This is a genomic window from Salinimonas sediminis (assembly GCF_003429285.1).
Lineage (GTDB): Bacteria > Pseudomonadota > Gammaproteobacteria > Enterobacterales > Alteromonadaceae > Alteromonas > Alteromonas indica.
In genome coordinates, this window is record NZ_CP031769.1 from 2,373,470 (window position 1) to 2,398,624 (window position 25,155).

Here is a 25,155-nt window from a genome sequence, read left to right on the forward strand (position 1 = left end):
TACGGTCGTAATTTAATTTTTGCAAAGACTAACACAAAGTTAAACTTTACACCTATTATAAAACTGTACAAAAACACAGATTAGTCTATTTCAGATTAATCCGTAACCGTGTGGTACTTTTTACCTCTTCCATCACCACGTACGTTCGAGACTCGCTTACCCCCGGCAGGCGCAATAGTGTGTCGCCCAACAATTTACGATAACTCGACATATCTGCCACCCGGGTTTTTAGTAAAAAATCAAAATCGCCCGATACTAAATGACATTCCTGGATGTCTTCATGCTGTTGCACAGCAGCAGAAAATTCGGCGAAGATATCGACCGAGGTTTTGGTTAGCGTTATTTCTACAAACACTAACATCGCCGCGCCAAGTTTGGTCGGATCTACCGTAGCGTGATAACCGGTAATATAGCCCTGAGCCTCTAGTCTGCGTACCCTTTCGAGACAAGGACTAGCACTCAGCCCGACCTCTTTGGCCAGTTCGACATTCGATATTCGGCCATCTCGCTGCAGGACGGTAAGGATATTACGGTCCAGTCTATCCAGGTTTTTCGGGGTTTTTACTAGCATATAAAATACTGCTTTTTATTGTTTAGGTAGAATATTACACGGGTCACGGTCACTTTTCAGCACATAGTTCGCTAAATTTCCCCGTATACTGCCCGTCTATTTTATCAATCATATATAAGGGTGGTTATGCTAATAGGTGTACCGAAGGAAATTAAAAACCATGAGTACCGGGTTGGATTGACTCCTGCAGCGGTAAAAGAGTTTGTAACCCACGGCCATAATGTGCTGGTACAGACTCTGGCGGGCGACGCTATTGGGTTTACTGACGAGATGTACCTGGCTGCGGGCGCTACTATCGCCGATACACCTGAGCAAATTTTTGCCGAAGCTGAAATGATTGTGAAGGTCAAAGAACCTCAGACCAATGAGTGTAAAATGTTACGCAAAGGTCAAACGCTCTATACTTATCTGCATCTGGCCCCCGATCCTGAACAAACTCGTCTGCTGGTTGAATCTGGCGCAACGTGCATTGCTTACGAGACAGTGACTGACGGCCGTGGCGGTTTACCCCTGTTAGCGCCCATGAGTGAAGTAGCTGGCCGCATGTCAGTTCAGGCTGGTGCGCATTATCTGGAGAAGGCGCACGGCGGGTCTGGTACGCTATTGGGCGGAGTGCCGGGTGTAGCACCCGGTAAAGTGCTGGTTATCGGCGGCGGTGTCGTGGGCACTAACGCAGCCAAAATGGCATTAGGTTTAGGTGCGGATGTTACGATTTTAGATCGTTCCCTACCACGCTTACGTCAGTTGGATGATATATTTGATGGCCGGGTTAAAACGGTATTTTCCACGGTGGATGCGATTGAGCATTATTCTTCGCACGCCGATTTAGTAGTAGGTGCCGTACTTATCCCCGGCGCGGCAGCGCCCAAATTGCTTAACCGCGAACAAATCAAAGCAATGAAGCCTGGCTCAGTACTGGTTGATGTTGCGATTGACCAAGGCGGTTGTTTTGAGACATCGAAAGCCACCACCCATCAGGATCCGGTATATGTGGTGGATGATGTAGTGCACTACTGTGTGGCTAATATGCCCGGTGGCGTGGCGCGTACCTCTACCATGGCGCTTAATAATGCAACCCTGCCCTTCGGATTGGCACTGGCCAATAAAGGGCCGGTTCAGGCAATGCTGGACGATGAGAATTTGCGCGCGGGACTGAATACTCACCAGGGGAAAGTCACCTATAAAGCCGTTGTCGATGCGTTAGGCGAGCAACTTGGGCTAACCTATGTGCCGGCGCAAGAAGCATTAAAAGCATAATTTGAGCACGGCTGCCCTATGTAGGCAGCCTTCAGTATTAGACAGGGTATCGCCGTGGCGATGCCAGCCCGTGAGCCTACGATAATAATATCGAGGTTTAATACGCTCAGATAGAAAAAAGCCCGCTATGCAGCGGGCTTTTTTTTCTAACGTTATCAGGGCCCCGCATGGGACTCAGTTACGCCGGGCGATAGATACTCATGCCAGGCTTAGCTAACCAGGGTTCGATTCACCTCGTCAAGCACCCTGACCGGGTCCGCCGCTTGGGTAATGGGACGACCAATTACCAGATAACTTACTCCTGCAGCCATTGCTTGTTCAGGTGTCATTACTCGTTTCTGATCGCCCACATCACTGCCTACGGGGCGAATACCGGGAGTCACTAACAAAAAGTTGTCATCCGTAAAGCCCCTTAATAGTTGCGCTTCACGGGCCGAACACACAACCCCGTCAAGACCCGCGTCCAGGGTAAGCCTGGCGAGCTTTTCCACTTGCTGCTCCGGGGTGATATTATCAACTACATCACTAAGTTGGGCTTGGTCCATGCTGGTTAATACTGTTACCGCAATTAACCGGGTCTGAGGATGCTGACTCTGCTGTATCGCGGCTTTAGCGGCCTCCATCATTGGCTTGCCTCCGCTGGCATGCACATTCACCATCCAAACCCCTAGTTCGGCTGCCGCTTTACACGCTTTGGCCACCGTATTAGGGATATCGTGAAACTTCAGGTCCAAAAACACATCAAATTTGCGTGCCACTAATGCTTTCACAAACTCAGGCCCGAACAAAGTGAACATTTCTTTACCCACTTTTAGCCGGCACTGGCTTGGATGTAATTTATCGATAAACTCCAGGGCGGCGGCCATATTGTCAAAATCCAGAGCGATAATGACTTTTGGATCGTCTTGGTTCACATTATTCTCCATCTAACCCTTTAATTGGTTTTACCACATTCCATCGTTTACACGACGGGCATAGCCAGTAAAGTTTTCGACCTGAAAATCCGCATCTTACACAACGGTATTTGGGCCGCAGTGCAATTTGGTTTTCCACCAGTTCTTTAAGCAATTTCAAACTGTCGGTAGATGCTTTATCCTCTATCTGGTCAATGTATAGACCCATCAGGGTTTTAAAGCCCTTCATGGTGGGCCGCTTGCGTAATTGATCTAATAAATAATCGGCAGCGGGACCGGTATCCCCTTTACGCAACAACACATCAACCATGGCCAGATAAGACGTGGCGCATTCTTGCCAGTGCGACTCCAATTCTTGAGCAAATCGGGCCCATTCGCCGGTTTCCTTAGCGATAATTTCAAGCTTGGGAACCGCTTCGCTAAACCAGCTAATATCCCGTTCTGCCACTTGCAAAAAATACTCTATCGCATCGTTATAGCGTAATTGTTGCATAGCGATATCGCCTAATAGCAACCATGGCCTAACAGCCCGCTCATCAGCGTTCACGGCTTTTTGAAGTAAATCTAAGGCGGTTTTGTGATGTTCACTGCGCTGTTCTACCAATGCCTGTTCACAGTAAAAATGAGCAAGTCGTTCGCTTACATCGTCGTTGTCACCATGACAGTCGACCATACGTTCGGCCAGTTCAATAGCCCGGTGCCATTCTTTGGTAGTTTGATAAATATTGAAAAGCTGCTGCTGGGCTATAACATAATGCTTATCGCTATTAAGCAGTTGCAGAAAGGCATTTTCAGCCCGCTCCAAAAAACCGGCCTGAACATAATCCAGCCCCAGCTCCTTGAGCGCATTTTCGCGCTGTGAGGCCTGAATCTCTTCCTTGGAAACTAAGTTTTGATGCACCCGAATAGCCCGATCAATCTCGCCCCGATGGCGAAAAAAATTGCCCATAGCAATATGCGTTTCCACTGTATCGCTATTTAGGTTAATCATTTTTATCAGTGTATCGACAGCTTTATCCGGCTGATCGGATAACAGGAAGTTCAGACCGCGAAAATAATGTTTTGAAAGAATACTAGACTGTTCGCGCTGCGCCTGACGTACGCTGTTACGGCCCATAATCCAGCCATAACCAGCAGCAACAGGTAAAAGGAGGAACAGCAGTTCTAACATGTTAGTGGTCTTTTAATGCTTTCTTCAGACGGCTGCGAGTAGTGGTTAGCTGTATGCGTAAAGCAAGCCAACTGGTCAGCATCATTAGAAAGCCAATAATAACACCTATTGTCACGGCGATTGCGATAAGTGTAGAAACACGCAGTTCAGCCTGGGCAATCAGATAATTAACCGTGATTACCGCTTCATTTTGTGAGCCTACGGCAAATGCCAATACCAACAAAACGACAATAATTATAAGTGAAAAAATTCCTTTCAACGCGTGACCCTTGGTTACCTAAACTGCTATTGAGCATAGCAAATTGCAGCGGGGGTTGATATCACTTGTTACTAAAAACGTACCAATTAGTATCACCATTATGACTGTCTGGCGTTTTATCGCTAAGTTTGGTTTGCCTGTTGACTGGCGTTAGTGGTTTTATTTTGCTCGGGTATTGGACGCAGTCTTGCTGCCACAATAGCACTGTGCAGGGCTGACTCATTCGTCAGGTAAATTACATGCGTATACGCAGACTGTAAATTAAGCAAACGCTCATACAAAGATTTGTCGACTTTTGACAATAGCGCCAGGCGTTTTTTTGTAAGCGGTGATGCCGTTTCGGTACAACGGTGCACCTGTACCCGGGTCACACATAATTCGACTTTTTCTTCCGCTAAGTGTCGGCAAATTTGCTGGCGTATAGGCTTATACAAATAATCGTCCTGCGCTACATACACCAGCTTATTATCGGCTTTACGAGCACAATGAACCACCGCCGTCTGACTTATCTGGCCTTTCAATAGCGCAAGTAATAAAGTGGACTTCGGCTTATCTTCACCCTGATCAGCGAAAAAGCCATGCAAAGGAGCAATATTATTTTCCTGCATGAAGGGGTACAAATCCTGGGAGCTATCACTCATATACAACGTTTTTATACGGTCAAGTAGAAAGCGGCTGGTCACACATAAGATAGAAGCACAGGGATGCTCGCGAACAGAAAGCTCCCACATAAACCGATGCCGGTTACGGGCCATCTTAGCGGCATCTCGCGGGCGAAAATAAGTAGGGTTTTCCTCTACCAAAGCCAAAAATGCCTGTGGGGGTTTATCCGCAATGCGCAACCGAACTATATGACGTTTATTACAGTAGTGAATAACATGGTATTTTTCATTTTTTATACGTAGTTCTGGTACGGTAACTTTTAACGCCCCCTGCATGGGGCCTTTACTTGGTTCAGCCATGCGTAAACGTAGCCCGCGAGCTGAAATATCTAATACCGTAGCCTGCAATGATGACAACAAACTTACTTTAACTGTCGCTGGCTTATCTACCTCGTAACGGGTTTCCTGTCGCCGGTCGAGGTCGTCATCCATGACCACCTGTATATCCCAACTATCAGGATCGGCCTGAAGATCCTGATGGACCGGCCCCATTTGGCAAGCTTCCGTCAAGCCTAAGGGCCCAATGCGGCTACTGATATCGGTAAAAAACAGTAAATGTGCACAACTATTGAATTCGCCGTGCTGACTTGAAGCGATATCGTGGGTAGCATAGGCGATGCGTTTAGCCGCCTCCGGTGCGGGTGCCAGCCGACAATGAAAACACTGGAATTTGCCCGTTTTGGTGAGTAAATACAGTACGGGGATAAACAGGTTAGACGAAAGCAACTGCCGATGGGTGGCGACAATATTTACCTCACCGCGACGGGTTTTAATGGTTCCGGTAAACAAAAAGGCTTCATTAAAGATCGCTAGCTCGTCAGTCAGGGCCGAAAAATTACGTTTACCGGAAAATGCGTTAAGTGCAGTAAATCCTTTATTATGATAGCGATTGGTTTTTGTAAATAACGCAGAGGTAGGCTGAAGCCGGCCATTATGTTGGTTAATTTGTATTGCAACCCAGGGGCTATTAACCACAAAACGGTCACGCTCCAGATCCTGCATTGCGCGCTCCACTTCTAACTCTCGTTTAAGCGGCTGCTGGTATGCGTTATTTTCAATATAGCGTTTTAGCAGTGTTCGGGTTTTATCATCGACATCCTTGTCTAGGGTAAAATGGCTTTCGTATTTCTCGGTGTCTTTATTAAAAGTGAGTTTATCAAGACGATAGCCAATGGCTGTCTCTTTACCCTGTGGAAATATCTCGGGCAGCGCAAATTCGTAGCGTTGGCCAACCTCGGCTTTAGGTGGCCGTTTGGTTTCGGCAACCATAGCCGTCAGGCTCAGGGCTGGTACGGTACAGTGGCGGCCTTTATCAAACTCCCCGCAGGCCACCGCAAAATTAGGTGCGATGGCAATGTCATCACCGAATTGAATATCGTTTTGTGACTGTGTCTCTACAGTAAAGGCATCAACTATCTTTTTGTATTGTTCTTTTTTTATTTGTGCCTGGTAAAAGTCGGAATTTGTTAGCGACTCAAATACGCCTACTGTATAGCGCTGCTGATATAGCGAAGATTCCGTTTTTAAGATATTCGCGCCCACTTTATCCAGGCGCATATCAATACCGAAATGTTTGAATTTAAATACGGGAAACTGGGCAAAAGCTGAATTGTCTGCAGGGGCGTCGGTTAACGATGTCAGGCGAATAACCTCATCACGAATCGTTTTGCGTACATTACTCGGAATACGGCTGGAAAAACGGTTCAGCCCCTCTAACAGGCGATTGTCCTGTTCATAAGGGATAAGGGCGCGAATAAGCGCATGATATTGTTTTAGTATTTTTTTTTCGTCGCCGGCCATGGGCATACTTATTATTCTAGTCTTAGCGACCGTTAATATATAACTTTATGAATTTGCTGGTCAACCTATGACCGTTGCATTAGAGCCAAAGAATCATTAAATTTTCAGCCCAGCAAACTTTTTTTGTACTAGGTAGGTTATCGGTAGGCGCTCGAAAAACGTTAGTTAATTAGTGACAGAAGCGGGTTTTCCAGAACGAAAGGCAATAAAAAACCGCAGTAAAAACTGCGGTTTTATGAAAGTGCGACACTCAATGGTGAATGCTAACTTCTATGCAATGGAAGCGTCAACCCGCTCCCGCAATTCCTTACCCGGCTTGAAGTGCGGAACATACTTGCCTTCTAACTCGACGGTTTCGCCGGTTTTAGGATTACGTCCCGTTCTTGGCGCCCGGTAATGGAGAGAAAAGCTGCCAAATCCGCGAATTTCAATACGCTCGCCCTTTTGCAGGGTTTGCGCCATTTGCTCGAGCAGTTCTTTAATCGCCAACTCTAGGTCTTTCGCAGGAAGGTGACGATACTGATCTGCGAGCCGCTCAATTAGTTCCGACTTGGTCATGTAAACCTCTTTGTCAAAATAAAGTCCAAACAGCTACTGCAAATCAAGTATACGCCAGATTATACAATCTGGCGCACTTTGAAGCATTATTCGCCTTTAGCGGCTTTAAATGCTTCTGCCATTGCGCTGCCGAAGCCGCCTTCATCTTGCTGGTTAACTTTTTCCATAGCGTCTTTCTCGTCAGCCTGGTCTTTTGCTTTAACAGACAGGTTAACAGCGCGGTTCTTACGATCTACGCCCATGAATTTCGCTTCGATAGATTCACCAACATTAACCACTTCTGAAGCGTCTTCTACACGGTCACGTGCAAGGTCTGCAACGCGGATGTAGCCATCTACTTCTTCAGCCAGATTAACGGTTACGCCTTTGGCGTCAACAGCAGTAACTGTACCAACAACGATAGCACCTTTCTTGTTGTCTGTCAGATACTTGTTGAACGGGTCTTCTTCGATTTGCTTCACGCCAAGCGAGATACGCTCACGCTCTGGATCGACCTGAAGAACCACTGCTGAGATTTCATCGCCTTTCTTATAATCACGAACGGCGTCTTCACCAGATTTGTTCCAGCTGATGTCAGATAAATGAACCAGACCGTCGATACCGCCGTCAAGACCGATAAAGATACCAAAGTCAGTGATTGACTTGATCTTACCAGTAACCTTGTCACCTTTTTCGTGTGACTTAGCAAATGTTTCCCAAGGGTTGTCGATACATTGCTTAAGACCCAGAGAAATACGACGACGTTCTTCGTCAATTTCAAGAACCATAACTTCAACAGTGTCACCCAGGTTAACAACCTTAGAAGGGTGAATGTTTTTGTTAGTCCAATCCATTTCTGAAACGTGTACCAGACCTTCTACGCCGTCTTCGATTTCAACGAAGCAACCGTAGTCTGTCAAGTTAGTTACCTGACCAGAAATCTTAGTGCCTTCTGGGTAACGTTGTGAAATGTCCTGCCATGGATCGTTGCCCATCTGCTTCATACCAAGAGAAACACGTTGCTTCTCTTTGTCGAATTTCAGAACTTTCACATTGATTTCATCGCCAACATTCACGATTTCGCTTGGGTGTTTAACACGCTTCCAAGCCATATCAGTGATATGTAGCAGGCCGTCAACACCGCCCAGATCTACGAATGCACCGTAATCTGTCAGGTTCTTAACGATACCTTTGATTTCATGACCTTCTTCAAGGTTAGCCAGCAGCGACTCGCGCTCTGCACTGTTTTCGGCTTCGATAACAGCACGGCGTGAAACAACAACGTTGTTACGCTTAGCGTCAAGCTTGATTACTTTAAATTCAAGCTCTTTGCCTTCCAGGTGAGTAGTATCACGAACCGGACGAACGTCTACCAGAGAGCCTGGCAGGAACGCGCGAACACTGTTAACTTCAACAGTGAAACCGCCTTTAACTTTACCGTTGATAACACCGATAATGGTTTCTTTCTCTTCGTACGCTTTTTCAAGCTCAACCCACGCTTCGTGGCGTTTCGCTTTTTCACGAGAAAGAATGGTCTCACCAAATCCGTCTTCTACAGCATCAAGTGCAACATCAACAGTATCGCCAATCTCGATTTCTAACTCGCCTTCGGCGTTTTTAAATTGGTCTACTGGGATAGCACTTTCTGATTTTAAGCCTGCATCTACAAGTACGATATCTTTATCGATAGAAACAACAGTACCTTTAACGATGGAACCCGGACGGGTTTCAAGTTCTTGTAGGCTTTCTTCAAAAAGTTGTGCAAAATTTTCAGTCATAAGGTCTTTAATTAAATAGAAGTTGAAATCCACATTACAATCCAGCTAACGTGGGGTTATTAACATATGCCGTCACTCCCTGTTACGGCCAACTGCTCCGGTAGAGCTATTCAATCACGCAGATTAAGGCGAGAAGAGATAACTTCCATTGCTTTTTCAAAGACTTGCTCAATATCCAAGTCCGTAGAATCTATTACTACCGCATCTTCAGCCGGTACCAGTGGTGCTACGCTACGATGCATATCGCGATCGTCCCGCGCCTTGATATCGATTAAAAGGCGCGCAATATTAACATCCATCCCTTTCGCTTTCAACTGTTCAAAGCGTCGCTGCGCTCTTGCTTCGGCGCTGGCGGTCAGAAATAGCTTCACTGAAGCACTTGGAAACACTACCGTGCCCATGTCCCGCCCATCAGCTACCAACCCTGGCTCTTGTTGAAAAGCCCGCTGGCGACGTAATAATGCTTCACGCACTCGCGGTAATGCAGCTACTTTTGAGGCTACCGCCCCAACTTGTTCGGTACGAATATCATCGGTGACATCTTCACCTTCCAGTATAATTCGTGTGGTATCGCCATTGGTTTCAAAACTCACATCAAGCCCTGTAGCCAGGGGGACAATCGATGCTTCGTCCTCTACCGGTAAATCATGATGCAGCGTGGCTACTGCCAGCACGCGATAAATCGCGCCGCTATCGAGAAAGTGCCATCCCAGCTTGTCAGCAAGCAGACTACTTAAAGTCCCCTTGCCCGCCCCGCTTGGGCCGTCAACCGTGACTACGGGAATCGGATGCATACCTGCTCCAGTTATTAACAAAAGGTTAAAAAATCGGGCGCAATTATACGCACTCAGCCGCCCAGTGCAATGCCTGCCCTGCGGAACAGGGCAAAACACCACAGCGGGCGTGAGTATACATGATGACTACGACATGTTAGTGACAAAGTGTAGCGAATCTCTGGAAATAATCAGGGAATGTTTTAGCGGTACATTTCGGGTCATTAATAGTCACTGGGGTAGCACTAAGGCAAACCAGCGAAAAACACATCGCAATCCGGTGATCATTGTAGGTATCTATAGCGGCATGGCGCAGGGTGGCCGGTGGCGTAACTGTAATATAGTCACGCCCTTCTTCTACTTGGGCACCCAGCTTCTGTAATTCAGTAGCCATAGCATGCAGACGATCGGTTTCTTTTACCCGCCAGTTATAAATATTGCTGATAGTGGTCGGCCCTGTGGCAAACAATGCTGTGGTTGCGATGGTCATGGCCGCATCTGGAATATGGTTCATATCCATACTCACGCCTTGTAACTTATTTCCCGTGACTTCAATGTACTCATCATGCCATTGCACCTGCGCGCCCATTGCTTCAAGCACATCGGCAAAGCGAATATCCCCCTGAATACTGTTTTTACCAATACCGGTAACCCGTACGGTACCTCCCTTGATGGCACCAGCGGCCAGAAAGTATGACGCCGATGATGCATCCCCCTCAACTAGAAACCGACCGGGAGAACGATACTGCTGGCCGGCTTTGACGGTAAATGAGGCGTAATTATGGTTCTCTACCGTGATTCCGAATTTCGCCATGGTATCCAGGGTAATATCGATATAGGGCTTAGAAACCAACTCACCTTTAATTTGAATGGTGGTATCTTGCGTAAACAGCGGCGCCGCCATCAATAAAGCCGTTAAGAACTGACTCGAGACGCTGCCGTCGACCTCAAGCTCCCCGCCAGCCAATTGTTGCCCACATATGCGCAGGGGCGGATAGCCGGCATTTTTTAAATACGTAATTTCGGCGCCGGCCTGGCGCAGGCTATCGACCAAATCCCCAATAGGGCGCTCTTCCATTCGCGGCTCCCCGGTAAGTTCTACCGTAACTCCACTGGCTGCCAACGCCGCGCACAAAGGGCGCATCGCGGTGCCGGCATTACCTAAAAATAAACTGATGGGGGCATTGGTGGTGAAGGCCTGGCCTAGGCCCTGCACCGTGCACGTAGTGTTATTGTCACTCAGTTCATAGGTTACGCCTAACGCCTGTAATGCGCTTAGCATATGACGAATATCATCACTGTCGAGCAAATTGGTCAGGGTGGTCTGCCCCTCGGCCAATGCTGCTAGCAGCAGCGCGCGATTTGACAGACTTTTTGACCCCGGCACATTAACCTCACCGGCTATACGTGTCACCGGCTGTAATGTAAGTTGTTCCATACTGCTCATCCGTACTTGCGTTCAAATTCGGCCATAAAGCTGACCAGTGCGTTTACCCCTTCAATGGGCATGGCGTTATAGATACTGGCGCGCATACCACCTACCGAACGATGCCCTTTTAAGGCTTTTAATCCCTGCGCTTCGGCTTCTTTTAAGAACACGCTGTCCAAAGAGGCATCAGCCAATTGAAACGGTATATTCATTTTCGAGCGGCAAGCTGGGTGGATTCGGTTACGATAAAACCCCGAATTATCGATAGCGCTGTACAGCGTCCGCGCTTTGGTATCATTGCGCTGCGCCATAGCAGACAGACCGCCAAGATCTTTTAACCACTTAAATACCAAGCCAGCTAAATACCATGAAAAGGTTGGCGGCGTGTTATACATCGAGTCATTATCAGCGGCTAATGTATAATCGAAAATAGAAGGTGTGATACCTTGCGCTTTGCCTAATAAGGACTCGTGTACTATGACCACTGACAACCCGGAGGGGCCAATGTTTTTTTGCGCACCGGCGTACAGTACGCCATAGCGGCTAATATCTAACGGCTGAGACAAGATAGTGGATGACATATCGGCGACCAGCGGTACTTTGCCACTATCAGGTAGCCAATCAAAGGCGACCCCGTCGACGGTTTCATTTGGACAAAAATGCAAATACGCAGCCTGTTGATCGATAGCCTCGGCCGCCGGTGGTGCCATATAGGCTAGCCCGTCTTGTTGACCGACCTCACCAATCACCCGCGCCTGATTGTATTTTTCCGCTTCAGTTACGGCGCCTTTAGACCAGGAACCGGATACCAGATGTAACGAGGTATCGGCGGGCGCCGACAGGTTCAAAGGTACTGCGGCAAACTGGCCGCGGCCCCCGCCATGCATAAACAGCACTTTATAGTCATTGGGAATGGCCAATAAATCACGCAGGTCTTGCTCTGCTTGCGCGGCAATATCGATAAAGTCAGCTCCACGATGGCTTACTTCCATCACGGACGTTCCACCTTCACGCCAGTTAACAAACTCTTGCTGAGCCTGAGCCATTACCGCTTCAGGCAGTTTGGCCGGTCCGGCGCTGAAATTAAACACATCACTCATAGGAATTTTGTATACCTGTAAACAAAACAAGCGGCATCTAAGCCGCTTGTCGATTAAAAGAACTGCCGTTACGCGCTAAGCGCGTAAGACATCACTCTTCTGTCGTCGGCTTATCTTCGTCACCGGCTGTATCAGCCTCAGTAACGTCGGCGGCAACGGTGTTTTCCCCGTTTTCATCCAAAATAATCTCGTCTTCGACTTCTTCGATGCGCTGCAGGCCTACAACTGACTCGCCTTCAGCCGTTCGAATAAGACGAACGCCCTGTGTATTACGGCTTACCACAGACACTTCATCAACCCGGGTGCGTACTAATGTGCCCTGGTTGCTGATAAGCATAATTTCATCGGTATCATCGACCTGAACAGCACCTACTACCTTACCGTTACGTTCAGAGACTTTGATTGAAACTACGCCCTGCGTCGCGCGGCTCTTAGCCGGGTAATCCTGCAAAGGAGTACGCTTACCAAAACCGTTTTCGGTGGCCGTAAGGATGGCACCATCGCCACGCGGTACAATTAGCGATACCACGCGCTGGCCTTCCTGTAACCTGATTCCGCGCACACCGGTGGCCGTTCGTCCCATGGGACGTAACGCCAGTAATTCTTCGCCGGTTTCTGGATCACGTTTAACCTGGCCGGTTTCCGAGTCCCGTAGTTTTTCGTTAAAGCGTACGACTTTACCTTCATCGGAAAACAGCATGATGTCGTCATCACCGTGAGTAATAGACACCCCAATCAGCTCATCGCCATCATTCAGGTTAACGGCAATAATACCGCTGGAGCGTGGTCGCGAATACAGGCTCAGATCGGTTTTCTTAACGGTACCGTTAGCGGTCGCCATTAATACAAACTTACCTTCCACAAATTCTTTGATAGGTAATATAGCGGTGATCCGTTCGTTTGCTTCCAACGGCAGGATATTTACAATCGGCCGGCCACGGGCATTACGGCTGGCAAAGGGTAATTGATAGACCTTCAGCCAATACAAGCGGCCCCTTGTCGAGAAGCACAGAATATGATCATGCGTATTGGCTACCAACAGACGCTCGATAAAATCTTCATCTTTCATTTTTGTCGCTGACTTACCTCTGCCGCCGCGACGCTGCGCGTCATATTCGGTCAGCTTCTGGTACTTCACGTACCCCTCGCGCGACAAAGTAACCACTACATCTTCTTGCTCTATCAGATCTTCAATATCGATATCGTGACTAGCAGCGGTAATTTCGGTGCGGCGTACATCACCAAACTCGTCACGTACTTTTTCCAGCTCTTCGCGAATAACTTCCATCAAGCGCTCAGGGCTTTGCAGTATGTGCAGAAGCTCGGCGATTTGCTCAAGCAAATCTTTATACTCGGCCAGAATTTTTTCATGTTCCAGGCCGGTTAACTTGTGTAGACGCAGGTCTAGAATGGCCTGAGCCTGTTGTTCCGTCAGGTAATACTGGTTATCTCGGATACCGTATTCCGGTGCTAACCATTCCGGCCGTGCAGCATCATTTCCGGCCCGTTCCAGCATTTGCGAAACATCACCTAATTGCCACCCTTGACCAATCAGCGATTTTTTAGCATCAGCAGGGCTGTTAGAGGCTTTGATCAACTCTATGATAGGGTCGATATTAGCCAGCGCGATAGCCAGGCCTTCCAGTATGTGAGCGCGGTCCCGTGCTTTACGCAGTTCATATACAGTACGGCGCGTAACCACTTCCCGGCGGTGCAGAATAAAGCATTCCAGCACTTCCTTCAGGTTGAAAACTTTAGGCTGGTTATTGTCCAGCGCCACCATATTAATACCGAACACGGTCTGTAGCTGGGTATTGGCGTACAAGTGATTAAGCAGTACTTCAGCAGATTCTGAACGCTTCACTTCAATCACGATACGCATGCCGTCTTTATCAGACTCATCGCGTAGTGCCGAAATACCTTCGATACGCTTTTCTTTTACCAGTTCGGCGATTTTTTCAATTAAGCGCGCTTTATTTACCTGGTAAGGAATTTCGTTAACGATAATGGTTTCTTTACCATTACTTTCGGTTTCTATATCCGCTTTCGCGCGCAAATAGATTTTTCCCCGGCCGGTGCGATAGGCATCTTCAATACCTTTACGCCCGCTAATCATCGCCGCGGTAGGAAAATCAGGTCCAGGAATATGCTCCATCAAACCTTCGATCGGCAGCGATGGATCTTCAATGAGGGCGATACAGCCGTTGATGACTTCAACCAGATTGTGCGGAGGAATATTGGTGGCCATCCCAACAGCGATCCCTGATGAACCATTTACCAACAGGTTAGGCACTTTGGTGGGTAACACTTCCGGAATATGTTCGGTGCCATCATAGTTTGGCACGAAATCCACGGTTTCTTTGTCCAGGTCAGCCAGCAGCTCGTGGGCTATTTTAGCCATACGTACTTCGGTATAACGCATAGCCGCAGCTGAGTCGCCGTCTACCGAACCGAAGTTGCCCTGCCCGTCTACCAGCATATAACGCAGTGAAAACGGCTGCGCCATACGTACGATAGTGTCATATACTGCCGAATCACCGTGGGGGTGATATTTACCGATGACGTCGCCAACAACCCGGGCTGATTTCTTATACGGCTTGTTAAAGTCGTTTTTCAGCTCGTTCATTGCGAACAATACCCGCCGATGCACTGGCTTTAAGCCATCACGTACATCTGGTAACGCCCGGCCAACAATAACGCTCATCGCATAGTCGAGATAAGAGTTCTTTAACTCTTCCTCTATGTTAACGGGGAGAATTTCTTTAGCGTTATCAGTCATAAACTGCTTGTTCCCTTAACTTAGGTTTAGTGTGCGCTATCTGGTTGAAATGCCCCAAAACAGCAACAGGCTGGATACGCACATTCTTATTATTGGGGTAATAAAACAATCATTAAGTGTACCACTGACACAGCAAATAATGTAGCGGTTAATCGGCGCAAATCACCTGTACCTTATCAAGCGGCTATTTTTCGTTCACCCGAGCTGCCATGGTGCAGCAAATGGGTGCCAAGTGTCGCGCTTTTGCGCTATGTTAGGCACATTAAACAAAGAGTGGATAGTGACCATGACAAATGTTGATCATCAAGAGATTACCAAATTTGGCGATCTTGCATCACGTTGGTGGGATACCGAGGGCGAATTTAAACCCTTACACGCGATTAATCCTTTGCGACTGGACTTTATTGCCCAACATGCTGACGGGTTGTTCGAAAAAGACATTCTGGACATAGGGTGTGGGGGGGTATTTTAGCAGAATCAATGGCTCGCATGGGTGGCCGGGTTACCGGTATTGATATGGCTGAAGCCTCACTTGAGGTAGCCCGCCTACATGGGTTGGAGTCTGGTATAGCGGTTAATTATGAATGCACCACGGCAGAAAGCTTTGCACAGCGCCATCCGGCAAAATTTGATGTTGTTACCTGCATGGAAATGCTCGAACATGTGCCTGACCCCGCCTCTATAGTCAAAGCCTGCGCACAGCTGGTTAAGCCCGGGGGCGCGGTATATTTTTCTACATTGAACCGCAATCCTAAAGCCTATCTTATGGGCATTGTAGGTGCTGAATATCTTTTGAACCTGGTCCCCAAAGGTACGCATCAATATCAGCGCTTTATCAAACCCTCGGAGCTAATGACGATGATGGATGATGCGGGCTTATTGACACGCCATGCCACAGGACTTCATATGAATCCGGTGACTCAGCGCTTTTTTGTTTCAGATCGCAATATCGATGTGAACTACATGTTGCACAGTGAACGGGTTGACTAACACTACATCTAGTGTCCTATACAAAATTTAACCACTATATATCGGTTATTTATCGACGATCACTCAATCGTAGAGAGAAATTTTATATTTGATTCTACGCGCAATAATGCTTGCATTTTCGATAAATAACGCTTGGGAAATCCTGTTAGGTTAGTCTTTACTAACATGAAAAACTTGACATTCTGAATGCAGGTTTATGCACCAGATATTGGGTTGCATTACAGCGTAAACCTCACTATCTTGTGCTTTATCCCATTGCACCCCCGGCGCGCTCGTGTAGCAACTTTGTACACGGGATTTTGACGAGTCTGTGGTGCCACAATGGTGTTACCTGAAGATGGCGGTAACTAAACCGCGGTAACAAACAACACTATAAATACAATCGGGCAGAGCCCACGCGAAAAGCGCTAACAGACAAACGGCCAGTTACCATGAACAATGATTTACTTGTCACCAAACGCAATGGTGAAAAAGAGCCTATCGACCTCGAAAAAATTCACAAAGTCATTACCTGGGCAGCAGAAGGACTGGAGAATGTTTCGGTCTCTCAGGTAGAGATTAAAGCCCATATTCAATTTTATGATGGTATTAAAACCGGTGAAATCCACGAGACGCTGATAAAGTCAGCCGCAGACTTGATTTCCACCGACGCCCCTGACTATCAGTACCTTGCTGCACGCCTGGCCATTTTTCATTTGCGCAAAAAAGCGTATGGACAGTTTGAGCCACCGGCGTTGTATGACCATGTGGTAAAAATGGTCGATGCGCAAAAATATGACCATCATTTGCTGGAAGATTTCAGCCCTGAAGAATTTGCCGAAATGGACAGCTACATCGACCATTGGCGGGATATGAATTTCAGTTATGCCGCAGTTAAGCAACTGGAAGGTAAGTATTTAGTACAGAACCGGGTCACCGGTGATATCTATGAAAGCGCCCAGTTCTTGTACATACTGGTCGCGGCGTGTTTATTTGCCAATTATCCAAAAGACACCCGGTTAGGCTATATTCGTCGGTTTTATAATGCCGCGTCCACCTTCAAACTATCATTACCTACCCCGATTATGTCGGGTGTACGTACACCTACCCGTCAGTTTAGCTCGTGTGTATTAATTGAAACCGGCGATAGCCTGGATTCAATCAATGCCACCGCTTCGGCAATTGTAAAATACGTGAGCCAGCGCGCTGGTATTGGGGTTAATGCCGGGCGTATTCGCGCATTGGGTAGCCCGATTCGTGGAGGCGAAGCCTTTCATACCGGTTGCGTACCATTTTATAAGTACTTTCAAACTGCGGTTAAAAGCTGTTCGCAAGGCGGCGTGCGTGGCGGTGCAGCCACCCTTTTCTATCCTTTATGGCACTTAGAAGTTGAATCTCTGCTGGTGCTGAAAAACAACCGTGGGGTGGAAGAGAACCGCGTACGGCATTTGGATTATGGGGTACAATTTAATAAATTGATGTACCAGCGTATGATGAAAGATGGCTATATCACGCTATTTAGCCCTTCCGATTGCCCAGGCTTGTACGATGCGTTTTTCGCTGACCAGGCGAAATTTGAAGAGCTATACGTCAAGTACGAGAACGACGATAGCATTCGTAAAAAACAAATTAAGGCGATGGAGCTGTTCAGCCTGTTTATGCAGGAGCGTGCTTCAACCGGACGTATTTATTTACAGAACGTTGATCATTGTAATACCCATAGCCCATTTGACCCAGCCGTAGCACCGGTACGCCAAAGTAACTTGTGTCTTGAAATAGCGCTGCCCACCAAGCCATTACAGCATGTAAACGATGAAGAAGGTGAAATCGCCCTTTGTACGTTGTCGGCCTTTAACTTAGGTGCCATTGAGTCTGTCGATGAATTTGCAGAGTTATCAGACTTAGCAGTGCGCGCCCTTGATAGCTTATTAGATTATCAGGACTATCCGGTACCGGCGGCCTACAATGCCACAATGAACCGGCGCACACTGGGTATTGGGGTAATAAACTTTGCTTACTTCTTAGCTAAAAATGGCGTTAAGTACTCTGACTTTAGCGCTAATGGGTTAGTGCACCGTACTTTTGAAGCAATGCAGTACCACTTGCTCAAGGCGTCAAATAACCTGGCGAAAGAAAAAGGCGCTTGCCCTAAATTTAACGAAACCACCTATTCTCAGGGTATTTTACCCATTGATTCGTACAAAAAGGATCTGGATGCAGTATGTAACGAACCGTTACATTGTGACTGGGACAGCTTGCGCGAAGATATTAAGCAATATGGTTTACGTAACTCTACCCTGTCGGCGTTAATGCCATCAGAAACATCGTCGCAAATTTCTAATGCAACTAATGGTATTGAGCCACCACGGGGCCATATAAGCATTAAATCAAGCAAAGATGGTGTATTGAAACAGGTAGTTCCGGAATACGAAACGCTTAAAGAAAAGTACGAGTTGCTGTGGGATATTCCGACTAACGATGGATATCTGCAATTGGTCGGTATTATGCAAAAATTCATCGACCAGACTATCTCGGCGAATACTAACTATGATCCAAGCCGTCATAGCAGTGGCAAAGTACCAATGAAATTATTGCTTAAAGATTTGCTTACCGCCTACAAACTGGGCGTTAAAACACTGTATTATCATAACACCCGAGACGGCGCCTCAGACTCCAGTTCGCTGGATGTTAAAGAGCAGCAGCAAACGCCCCTGGCCCAAGCTGCCGTTTTGGAAGATGACGATGACTGTGCTGGCGGCGCGTGTAAAATTTAACACGCGTTTTGCTACCTTAGGTCTCACTAACCGATTTGGATTTATTTGGTACTTATGAGATATACCACGTTTAATCAAAACAACGTCAATACGCTGGGCGAGCCAATGTTTTTTGGTAACCCGGTAAATGTGGCGCGCTACGACCAACAAAAACACGCTATTTTTGAAAAGCTGATTGAAAAACAAATCAGCTTTTTCTGGCGGCCGGAAGAAGTAGACGTCACCCGGGATCAGGTAGACTTTCAAAAGCTAACCGACCCGGAAAAGCATATTTTTATATCTAATCTGAAATACCAGACCTTACTGGACTCAGTACAAGGCCGCAGCCCTAATATCGCATTTTTGCCTATTGTATCGTTGCCTGAGCTGGAAACCTGGATTGAAACCTGGTCATTTTTTGAAACCATCCATTCGCGCTCTTATACTCATATTCTGCGTAATCTGTTTTCCGACCCCAGCGATATTTTCGAAGATATCGTGGCAAACGAAGAGATTAAACGCCGGGCTTCTGATATATCGCGCTATTATGATGATCTGATTTTTGCTACGCAGTTGTGGCAAACCCAAGGGGAAGGCACGCACACCGTTAATGGTGAAGCACATCTCATTAACAAACGTGAGCTTAAGAAAAAATTATTCTTATGTATGAACTCCGTTAATGCCTTGGAAGCCATACGGTTTTACGTGTCTTTTGCCTGTACCTTTGCATTTGCTGAACGTAAATTGATGGAAGGTAATTCCAAAATTATTCGCCTGATTGCCCGCGATGAAAACTTGCATTTAACCTCTACTCAGCATGTTCTGAACCTGTGGGCGAAAGGGAAAGATGATCCAGAAATGGCTGAAATCGCTGAAGAGTGTAAAGATCAGGCCCGCGAAATCTTCATGAGTGCGGTTCAGCAAGAAAAGGAATGGGCTGATTATTTGTTCCAGAATGGTTCAATGATTGGTCTGAATAAGCAAATCCTGTGCGAATATGTGGAATACATTGCTAACCAGCGGATGTCAGCCATTGGCCTGGATACGCCATTTACGGTAAAAAGCAATCCTTTGCCCTGGATGAACAATTATCTTAACTCCGATAACGTGCAGGTTGCACCGCAGGAATCTGAGATAAGCTCCTACCTGGTCGGCCAAATTGACTCGTCAGTTAGTGAAGATGATTTTGCCGACTTCGAGCTGTAATCTGTTGTTGTAATGGACAAACCCGACGACGTATTTCGTATTGATGTTGTTGATGCGCAATGCGTACCTGCCGGCACCGATAAGACCCTGCTGGAATCCCTGGAGCAACACGGCATTGATGTGCATTATCATTGCCGTGAAGGATTCTGCGGGGCCTGCCGTACAAAGCTGCTGGCGGGAAATGTACGCTACACCACCGATCCCCTCGCCTACATTGATGACGATGAAATTTTACCTTGTTGCTGTATTCCGCTAACCCACTTAAAGGTAACCGTACCACGGTAATATCTTCGGCGTTTCCGCTGAGAAGGTATTACCACTGATTGTTGAGGCTAACGGTAGCGGATGACCAGTGCAATACCACCCAATGTCGCTGCCCCGGCGAGGGCCATTTGGCCGGTGATACTTTCCGCTAAAAATAGCCAGCCCATTAACATGGCAAGTACCGGCACACTTAGCTGTATCGTTGCCGCCACTGAAGCTGCTAAAAAAGGCAATACCGCGTACCACACAGCATAACCTGCGCCCGAGGCCAGGGCACCCGAAGCAATAGCATACACAACGCCTGTGGGATCAAGATGCTGCCAATTTTCGCCAGGCAACCACCACACTAAAAGAATAAGCATCGGCAAGCTGCGCCAGAAATTCCCGGTAGTCATAATAAGTGGCGCGTTAGTGCCCTTCCCCAGCAACGTATAGGCCGCCCATGCCATCCCTGCCATTATCATCAGTATCGCCGGTATCAGCGCAGGGCTCGCGGCAGAAGGCAATAACAGCAACACAAGGCCTGCCACCGCCAACCCGAAGCCGGCCAGTTGCCAACGGTTAAAGCGCTCCTGCTGGTAATAACTGTAGCTCAACATGGTAAGCTGTACCGAGCCAAATAGCAGCAAGGCCCCGGTGCCTGTATTCATTCCGGTATAAGCAAAGGAAAATCCGGCGGCATACAAAAATAACGCCGCAGCCCCTCGCCAACTTCCGCCAGTTATTACCGGCTTAGCCCGTAAGCTACATAACAGCAGTAACATCGCCGCACCACTGCACAAACGAATGACAGTAAAAGAAGCCGGTTGTAAGTCTGTTTCGATTAATGCCATACGACACAGCAGCGAGTTAGCGGCAAATGCCAACATCGCCACCGCGGTGAGCATACTAATTTTAAGTGGACTAGCGGAGTGTGTGTGTGTCATATAATAAAAAAGGGGACCGCAGAGGTCCCCTTACTATGCCTTATAAGGAAAGTCCGAGTCGCTCGGCGACCTCAATATAGGTCTCTACTACCGAGCCGAGCCCCTGACGGAACCTGTCTTTGTCCATTTTCTTACGGGTTTTTTTATCCCATAGACGACAGCCGTCTGGGGTGAACTCATCACCCAGAACAATATTACCCTGACCGTCAACACCAAACTCGAGCTTGTAGTCAACCAGAATCATACCGGCTTCATCAAACAAGGCTTTAAGGACGCTGTTAACCTGAAAGGTAAGTGACTTCATTGTGGCAATCTGATCTTGGGTAGCCCAGCCAAAAGACGCAATGTGATAATCGTTAATCATCGGATCGTGTAAGGCGTCATTTTTCAGGAAAAACTCAAACACCGGCGGCGCCAACTGCAAGCCTTCCTCAACACCAAGCCGACGCACCAATGACCCGGCGGCGACGTTTCTCACCACGCACTCAACCGGAATCATATCCAGCTTTTTAACCAACGAATCGTTATCAGACAATAACGCTTCAACCTGCGTGGCAACGCCAGCCTCTTCCAGCTTCGTCATAATAAAGTGATTAAACTTATTGTTTACTTCACCTTTGCGATCCAACTGCTCAATTTTTTCGCCGTCGAACGCTGACGTGTCGTTTCTGAATTCCAGAATCAGTTTGTCGGCATCGTCGGTGTAATATACAGTTTTGGCTTTGCCACGATAAAGTTCTTCGCGTTTTTGCATTGTCGGTCTCAGTATTAAATGTCCAGGTTGTCTTGCGACATTACCTGTGAAAAGGAATCGTAAATGTCAGTTAGCTGTTTTGCATCAAAGGCAACACTTTCGTCATTCATAAACGTTACCGATGTGCGCTCGCCCTGAGGGGCAAGTTTCAAGCGATAGTCACCTTCTTCCAGCAGCTCTTCATCGCTGGAAAACAGGTTGCCCCACCAGCCTTCATCGCCGCCGTTATAGGTAACAAACAGTAAGCCATTTGATTTGTCTAAATCTTTAACATCAAAGCCAAGTTTACGCAGCACCAGCAGCATTCTTGGCCATACCACATCATACTTGCCTAATACCACAATGGCTGGCTCATCCGCGCTATTAAAGCCCATTTCACTGTCCAGGCCCTGGCGGATTTCTGCCAGACGACGGGTGTTATCTAGCTGTATCTGATATTCGTAATGAGCAATAACCTGATTAAGAATAGCCACTTCTTCGCGGCGCTGTTCCAATTCGTTAATATTACTTGATACCTTATCGCCACGCTGCTCTTCAAAATCGAGTAGTTTGGTGGTAAGTGAAGCGGTTCTACCGTGTGGTTTAACCGCCATAGTAAACTCAAACCGACGCTTGCGATCTGCGGTGATGTCATCAGAAAGTGCATACCAGGGGCTGTCTTCGTCTTCCAGCTCCTCGCTCACCACGAACCAGTCTGTAACCAGCCTGCCGTTCTCTTTATCGAACGTATTCACTGCGACATCATGTTTGTCTAAAAAGCTTAATACCGAATCCCAGATGGCTTTATTCAGCGGCTGGCGATCATCTACCTGGTCAAATACCACTACTGCATCACGGGTCCCTTCCTCAACATGGGAGCCGGCCACCAACGGATGCACCAGGGCCGGTGAAGTCACCGGTACCTTACGCCCCACCAACGTAGAATCTGCGCCATCACCCAACTCGGGTATTTCATGGTCGCGGGCAAACTCAGGTTTGTCCAGCGAGGCGGGGGTATCAATTGGTTTGTTTTGCTGTGCTTTTAGATAGTCGTAGCTGCCAGAGGCCGTTTGATTATCCAGTTGGCTAGAACATCCGGTAAGAGACATAACAACCAGACCACTTACCAAAGCCAGGGATTTATTCATTGGTATTCCTTCTTAGCCTTTCATTAGGGCGTATTGTTTTAATATCGTTTCGATGTGTTTTTGGCTGGCAAGTTCCGGTAACACCATCGGTAAACGTAAAAAGGCGCTTTCGGTCAGCCCCATTTTATATAATGCCCACTTCGGCATCACCGGGTTTGGTTCAACAAATAAACCGGTGTGCAATTGTTCAACAGAGGCATCGATTTGACGACACCGCTCGTTGTCTCCGGCCAGGGCAGCCTCGCACATTTGTGCCATTGCCTTGGGAACCACATTCGCGGTGACCGAGATAACCCCATGCCCACCTTCACACATAAATTCACAACTGGTGCCATCATCGCCACTTAGTAGCAGGAAATCTTTGTCGACCAGCTTTTGTACCTGTTTTAGCCGTTGAATATCACCCGTTGCGTCTTTCAGACCCACAATATTCTTGTGTTGCGAGACCTCAGCTACCGTTTCGGGCAGCATATCAGCGACCGTACGGCCAGGCACATTGTAAAGAATAACCGGTAGATCAGTGGCATCGGCTATTGCCGTAAAATGCGCAGCGATACCTTTTTGCTGAGGTTTATTGTAATAGGGTACAACGCTTAAAAAGCCATCGACCCCTAAGGCGGCCATTTGCTCGCTTAGAAAAATGGCTTCGGCGGTGGAATTTGCTCCTGCTCCGGCAATAACGGGAATTTTATTGCCAGCCATTGCTACGGTCTGGCGGACGACTTCTACGTGTTCATCAAAAGGAAGTGTCGCGGACTCACCGGTAGTGCCGACCGACACAATACCGTGGGTACCCTGGTCTATATGAAACTGTACCAGGCGTTCAAGCGCCGGGTAATCAATCTCGCCGTTGTCGTGCATTGGCGTGATAAGTGCCACATAACTGCCTTTAAACATAGTCTCTCCGCGTTTAGTGAGCGCACATGTTAATTACTCACCATGGCAAAAACAAGCATGATAGAGGCGAAATTTAGAGTATTTACGCTTGCTAACGTGCTGGCATAGCAAAAAAACTCTATGCTACCATCAGCCGAACAAAAAAATAGCCATCTTATCTATGAAGCAGCAACTTATTGTGACTATCCTGGGCACCGACCGCAGCGGTATCTTAAGCGAACTGGCTACTTTAATGTCAGAGACCCAGTGTAATATCCTGGACAGCCGCCAAGCCATTTATGGTAGGGAGTTTTCGCTGACCATGATTTTAGAAGGTGGTCATACCGCGATCACCCGTGCCGAGTGTCTCATCCCTCCGTTGTGTCAGCGGCTTGATTTATTATCCATGATGAAACGCACCAGCCATCATGAAAAACAGAATCTTGAACATCTGTTTAATGTGGAATTTAGTGGCGAAGACACCGCTGGTCTGATTAAGTCGGTGACGGGCTTTTTTGCGCAGCGTCAGTCTTCCATCAGCGCGTTCAGACAACAGGTATTTAAAGATCCTACCAGCGGGCAGGAGTTGATGCGCTGCAAATTCGTGGTCAATGCGCCTGATGCAATCGACTTTAACCAGTTGCAAAATGAATTAATGGCCTTATTTGATTCACTGAATGTAACCGGCAAAGTTGTCGATAAATATAATAAGGAGCCTCATGAAAACGTTACAGGCTGGTGATCCGGCCCCCCAATTTACGTTATCTGACCAGCATGATAAAACGGTGTCGTTAAGTGATTTTGCGCAAAAAAAGGTACTGGTTTACTTTTATCCCAAAGCCATGACGCCGGGATGCACTACTCAGGCACAGGGTTTGCGCGATGTAAAAGAAGATTTAGACGCGCATAATGTTGTGGTATTAGGCATCTCTCCTGACCCGGTAAAACGCTTGCCAAAATTCGCAGAAAAAGAGCAGCTGAACTTTACGTTGCTCAGTGATGAAGACCACGCCGTAGCAGAAGCCTTTGGCGTATGGGGCCTGAAAAAATTCATGGGTAAAGAGTATGATGGTATCCACCGCATCAGTTTTTTAATTGATGAACAGGGCCAGATTGAACATGTTTTCAATAAGTTTAAAACAAAAGAACATCATCAGGTGGTGCTGGATTATCTTAACCAGTAAAAGCCTGGCTAAGGTAAATTGACCTAAAATCAAAAACGCCGCAAATCAGCGGCGTTTTTTGTGGCT

At 47.4% G+C, this 25,155-nt stretch carries 21 protein-coding genes and 1 pseudogene; 7 read left to right on the plus strand and 15 right to left on the minus strand.

Going from position 1 to position 25,155, the window contains the following annotated elements:
• Window positions 1–85: 85 nt before the first annotated feature.
• On the minus strand, window positions 86–571 hold the full coding sequence (gene lrp, locus D0Y50_RS10680; protein WP_108568962.1) for a leucine-responsive transcriptional regulator Lrp: 486 nt from the start codon (window positions 569–571) through the stop codon (window positions 86–88).
• A gap of 126 nt (window positions 572–697) precedes the next feature.
• Between lrp and ald the strand changes: the two genes are divergently transcribed.
• Window positions 698–1,828 (plus strand): alanine dehydrogenase, encoded by a 1,131-nt coding sequence (gene ald, locus D0Y50_RS10685; RefSeq protein ID WP_117316935.1) that lies wholly within the window; start codon window positions 698–700, stop codon window positions 1,826–1,828.
• A 209-nt stretch (window positions 1,829–2,037) separates the two neighbouring features.
• Here the strand turns inward: ald and pyrF are convergent, their stop codons facing one another.
• From pyrF to gyrA, 10 genes are all read right to left on the minus strand, one after another.
• Complete coding sequence (gene pyrF, locus D0Y50_RS10690; protein WP_117316937.1) at window positions 2,038–2,754, minus strand: orotidine-5'-phosphate decarboxylase; 717 nt, start codon at window positions 2,752–2,754, stop codon at window positions 2,038–2,040.
• Complete coding sequence (gene lapB, locus D0Y50_RS10695; RefSeq protein ID WP_117316938.1) at window positions 2,744–3,913, minus strand: lipopolysaccharide assembly protein LapB; 1,170 nt, start codon at window positions 3,911–3,913, stop codon at window positions 2,744–2,746. The genes pyrF and lapB overlap by 11 nt, the downstream gene beginning before the upstream one ends.
• A 1-nt stretch (window position 3,914) precedes the next feature.
• Window positions 3,915–4,172 (minus strand): LapA family protein, encoded by a 258-nt coding sequence (locus tag D0Y50_RS10700; protein WP_117316941.1) that lies wholly within the window; start codon window positions 4,170–4,172, stop codon window positions 3,915–3,917.
• A gap of 122 nt (window positions 4,173–4,294) precedes the next feature.
• The gene (locus D0Y50_RS10705) at window positions 4,295–6,634 is read right to left on the minus strand and encodes a PilZ domain-containing protein (RefSeq protein WP_108568992.1); all 2,340 of its coding nucleotides are present in this window, start codon (window positions 6,632–6,634) and stop codon (window positions 4,295–4,297) included.
• Between the two features lie 270 nt (window positions 6,635–6,904).
• Entirely contained in the window at window positions 6,905–7,192 is a 288-nt protein-coding gene (gene ihfB / locus D0Y50_RS10710) for an integration host factor subunit beta (RefSeq protein ID WP_108568957.1), read from the minus strand.
• A gap of 86 nt (window positions 7,193–7,278) precedes the next feature.
• On the minus strand, window positions 7,279–8,949 hold the full coding sequence (gene rpsA / locus D0Y50_RS10715) for a 30S ribosomal protein S1 (RefSeq protein ID WP_108568991.1): 1,671 nt from the start codon (window positions 8,947–8,949) through the stop codon (window positions 7,279–7,281).
• Between the two features lie 110 nt (window positions 8,950–9,059).
• On the minus strand, window positions 9,060–9,743 hold the full coding sequence (cmk, locus tag D0Y50_RS10720; RefSeq protein ID WP_117316943.1) for a (d)CMP kinase: 684 nt from the start codon (window positions 9,741–9,743) through the stop codon (window positions 9,060–9,062).
• 136 nt (window positions 9,744–9,879) lie between these two features.
• The gene (aroA, locus tag D0Y50_RS10725) at window positions 9,880–11,160 is read right to left on the minus strand and encodes a 3-phosphoshikimate 1-carboxyvinyltransferase (protein WP_117318726.1); all 1,281 of its coding nucleotides are present in this window, start codon (window positions 11,158–11,160) and stop codon (window positions 9,880–9,882) included.
• Window positions 11,161–11,165: 5 nt separating this feature from the next.
• The gene (gene serC / locus D0Y50_RS10730) at window positions 11,166–12,251 is read right to left on the minus strand and encodes a 3-phosphoserine/phosphohydroxythreonine transaminase (RefSeq protein WP_117316944.1); all 1,086 of its coding nucleotides are present in this window, start codon (window positions 12,249–12,251) and stop codon (window positions 11,166–11,168) included.
• Window positions 12,252–12,342: 91 nt separating this feature from the next.
• A complete protein-coding gene (gyrA, locus tag D0Y50_RS10735; RefSeq protein ID WP_108568954.1) occupies window positions 12,343–15,030 on the minus strand; it encodes a DNA topoisomerase (ATP-hydrolyzing) subunit A in 2,688 nt (895 codons plus the stop codon).
• Between the two features lie 286 nt (window positions 15,031–15,316).
• On the opposite strand from gyrA, the pseudogene ubiG reads away from it, so the two are divergent.
• The 4 genes and pseudogenes from ubiG to yfaE all read left to right on the plus strand — a co-directional run bounded on the left by ubiG (window position 15,317) and on the right by yfaE (window position 20,243).
• Window positions 15,317–16,020: pseudogene (gene ubiG, locus D0Y50_RS10740) on the plus strand (bifunctional 2-polyprenyl-6-hydroxyphenol methylase/3-demethylubiquinol 3-O-methyltransferase UbiG).
• A gap of 431 nt (window positions 16,021–16,451) precedes the next feature.
• Window positions 16,452–18,773: a class 1a ribonucleoside-diphosphate reductase subunit alpha gene (nrdA, locus tag D0Y50_RS10745; RefSeq protein ID WP_108568953.1), complete on the plus strand. Its 2,322-nt coding sequence runs from the start codon at window positions 16,452–16,454 to the stop codon at window positions 18,771–18,773.
• 54 nt (window positions 18,774–18,827) lie between these two features.
• On the plus strand, window positions 18,828–19,958 hold the full coding sequence (gene nrdB, locus D0Y50_RS10750) for a class Ia ribonucleoside-diphosphate reductase subunit beta (RefSeq protein WP_108568952.1): 1,131 nt from the start codon (window positions 18,828–18,830) through the stop codon (window positions 19,956–19,958).
• A gap of 12 nt (window positions 19,959–19,970) precedes the next feature.
• Window positions 19,971–20,243 carry a class I ribonucleotide reductase maintenance protein YfaE gene (gene yfaE / locus D0Y50_RS10755; RefSeq protein ID WP_108568951.1) on the plus strand — a complete coding sequence of 91 codons (273 nt, stop codon included), beginning with the start codon at window positions 19,971–19,973 and terminating at the stop codon, window positions 20,241–20,243.
• A 47-nt stretch (window positions 20,244–20,290) separates the two neighbouring features.
• Here the strand turns inward: yfaE and D0Y50_RS10760 are convergent, their stop codons facing one another.
• From D0Y50_RS10760 to dapA, 4 genes are read right to left on the minus strand one after another with little or no spacing between them, the layout of a single operon-like run.
• Window positions 20,291–21,148, minus strand: a complete 858-nt coding sequence (locus tag D0Y50_RS10760; RefSeq protein ID WP_108568950.1) for a DMT family transporter — start codon at window positions 21,146–21,148, stop codon at window positions 20,291–20,293.
• Between the two features lie 40 nt (window positions 21,149–21,188).
• Window positions 21,189–21,902 carry a phosphoribosylaminoimidazolesuccinocarboxamide synthase gene (purC, locus tag D0Y50_RS10765; protein WP_117316946.1) on the minus strand — a complete coding sequence of 238 codons (714 nt, stop codon included), beginning with the start codon at window positions 21,900–21,902 and terminating at the stop codon, window positions 21,189–21,191.
• 14 nt (window positions 21,903–21,916) lie between these two features.
• Window positions 21,917–23,029, minus strand: coding sequence for an outer membrane protein assembly factor BamC (gene bamC, locus D0Y50_RS10770; protein ID WP_108568948.1), 1,113 nt, complete (start codon window positions 23,027–23,029; stop codon window positions 21,917–21,919).
• Window positions 23,030–23,041: 12 nt separating this feature from the next.
• The gene (gene dapA, locus D0Y50_RS10775; protein WP_108568947.1) at window positions 23,042–23,926 is read right to left on the minus strand and encodes a 4-hydroxy-tetrahydrodipicolinate synthase; all 885 of its coding nucleotides are present in this window, start codon (window positions 23,924–23,926) and stop codon (window positions 23,042–23,044) included.
• Window positions 23,927–24,086: 160 nt separating this feature from the next.
• Between dapA and D0Y50_RS10780 the strand changes: the two genes are divergently transcribed.
• Together D0Y50_RS10780 and bcp are read left to right on the plus strand one after the other, a co-directional pair.
• Window positions 24,087–24,647 carry a glycine cleavage system protein R gene (locus D0Y50_RS10780; protein ID WP_108568946.1) on the plus strand — a complete coding sequence of 187 codons (561 nt, stop codon included), beginning with the start codon at window positions 24,087–24,089 and terminating at the stop codon, window positions 24,645–24,647.
• Window positions 24,625–25,089: a thioredoxin-dependent thiol peroxidase gene (bcp, locus tag D0Y50_RS10785; protein WP_117316948.1), complete on the plus strand. Its 465-nt coding sequence runs from the start codon at window positions 24,625–24,627 to the stop codon at window positions 25,087–25,089. The genes D0Y50_RS10780 and bcp overlap by 23 nt, the downstream gene beginning before the upstream one ends.
• Window positions 25,090–25,155: the final 66 nt, after the last annotated feature.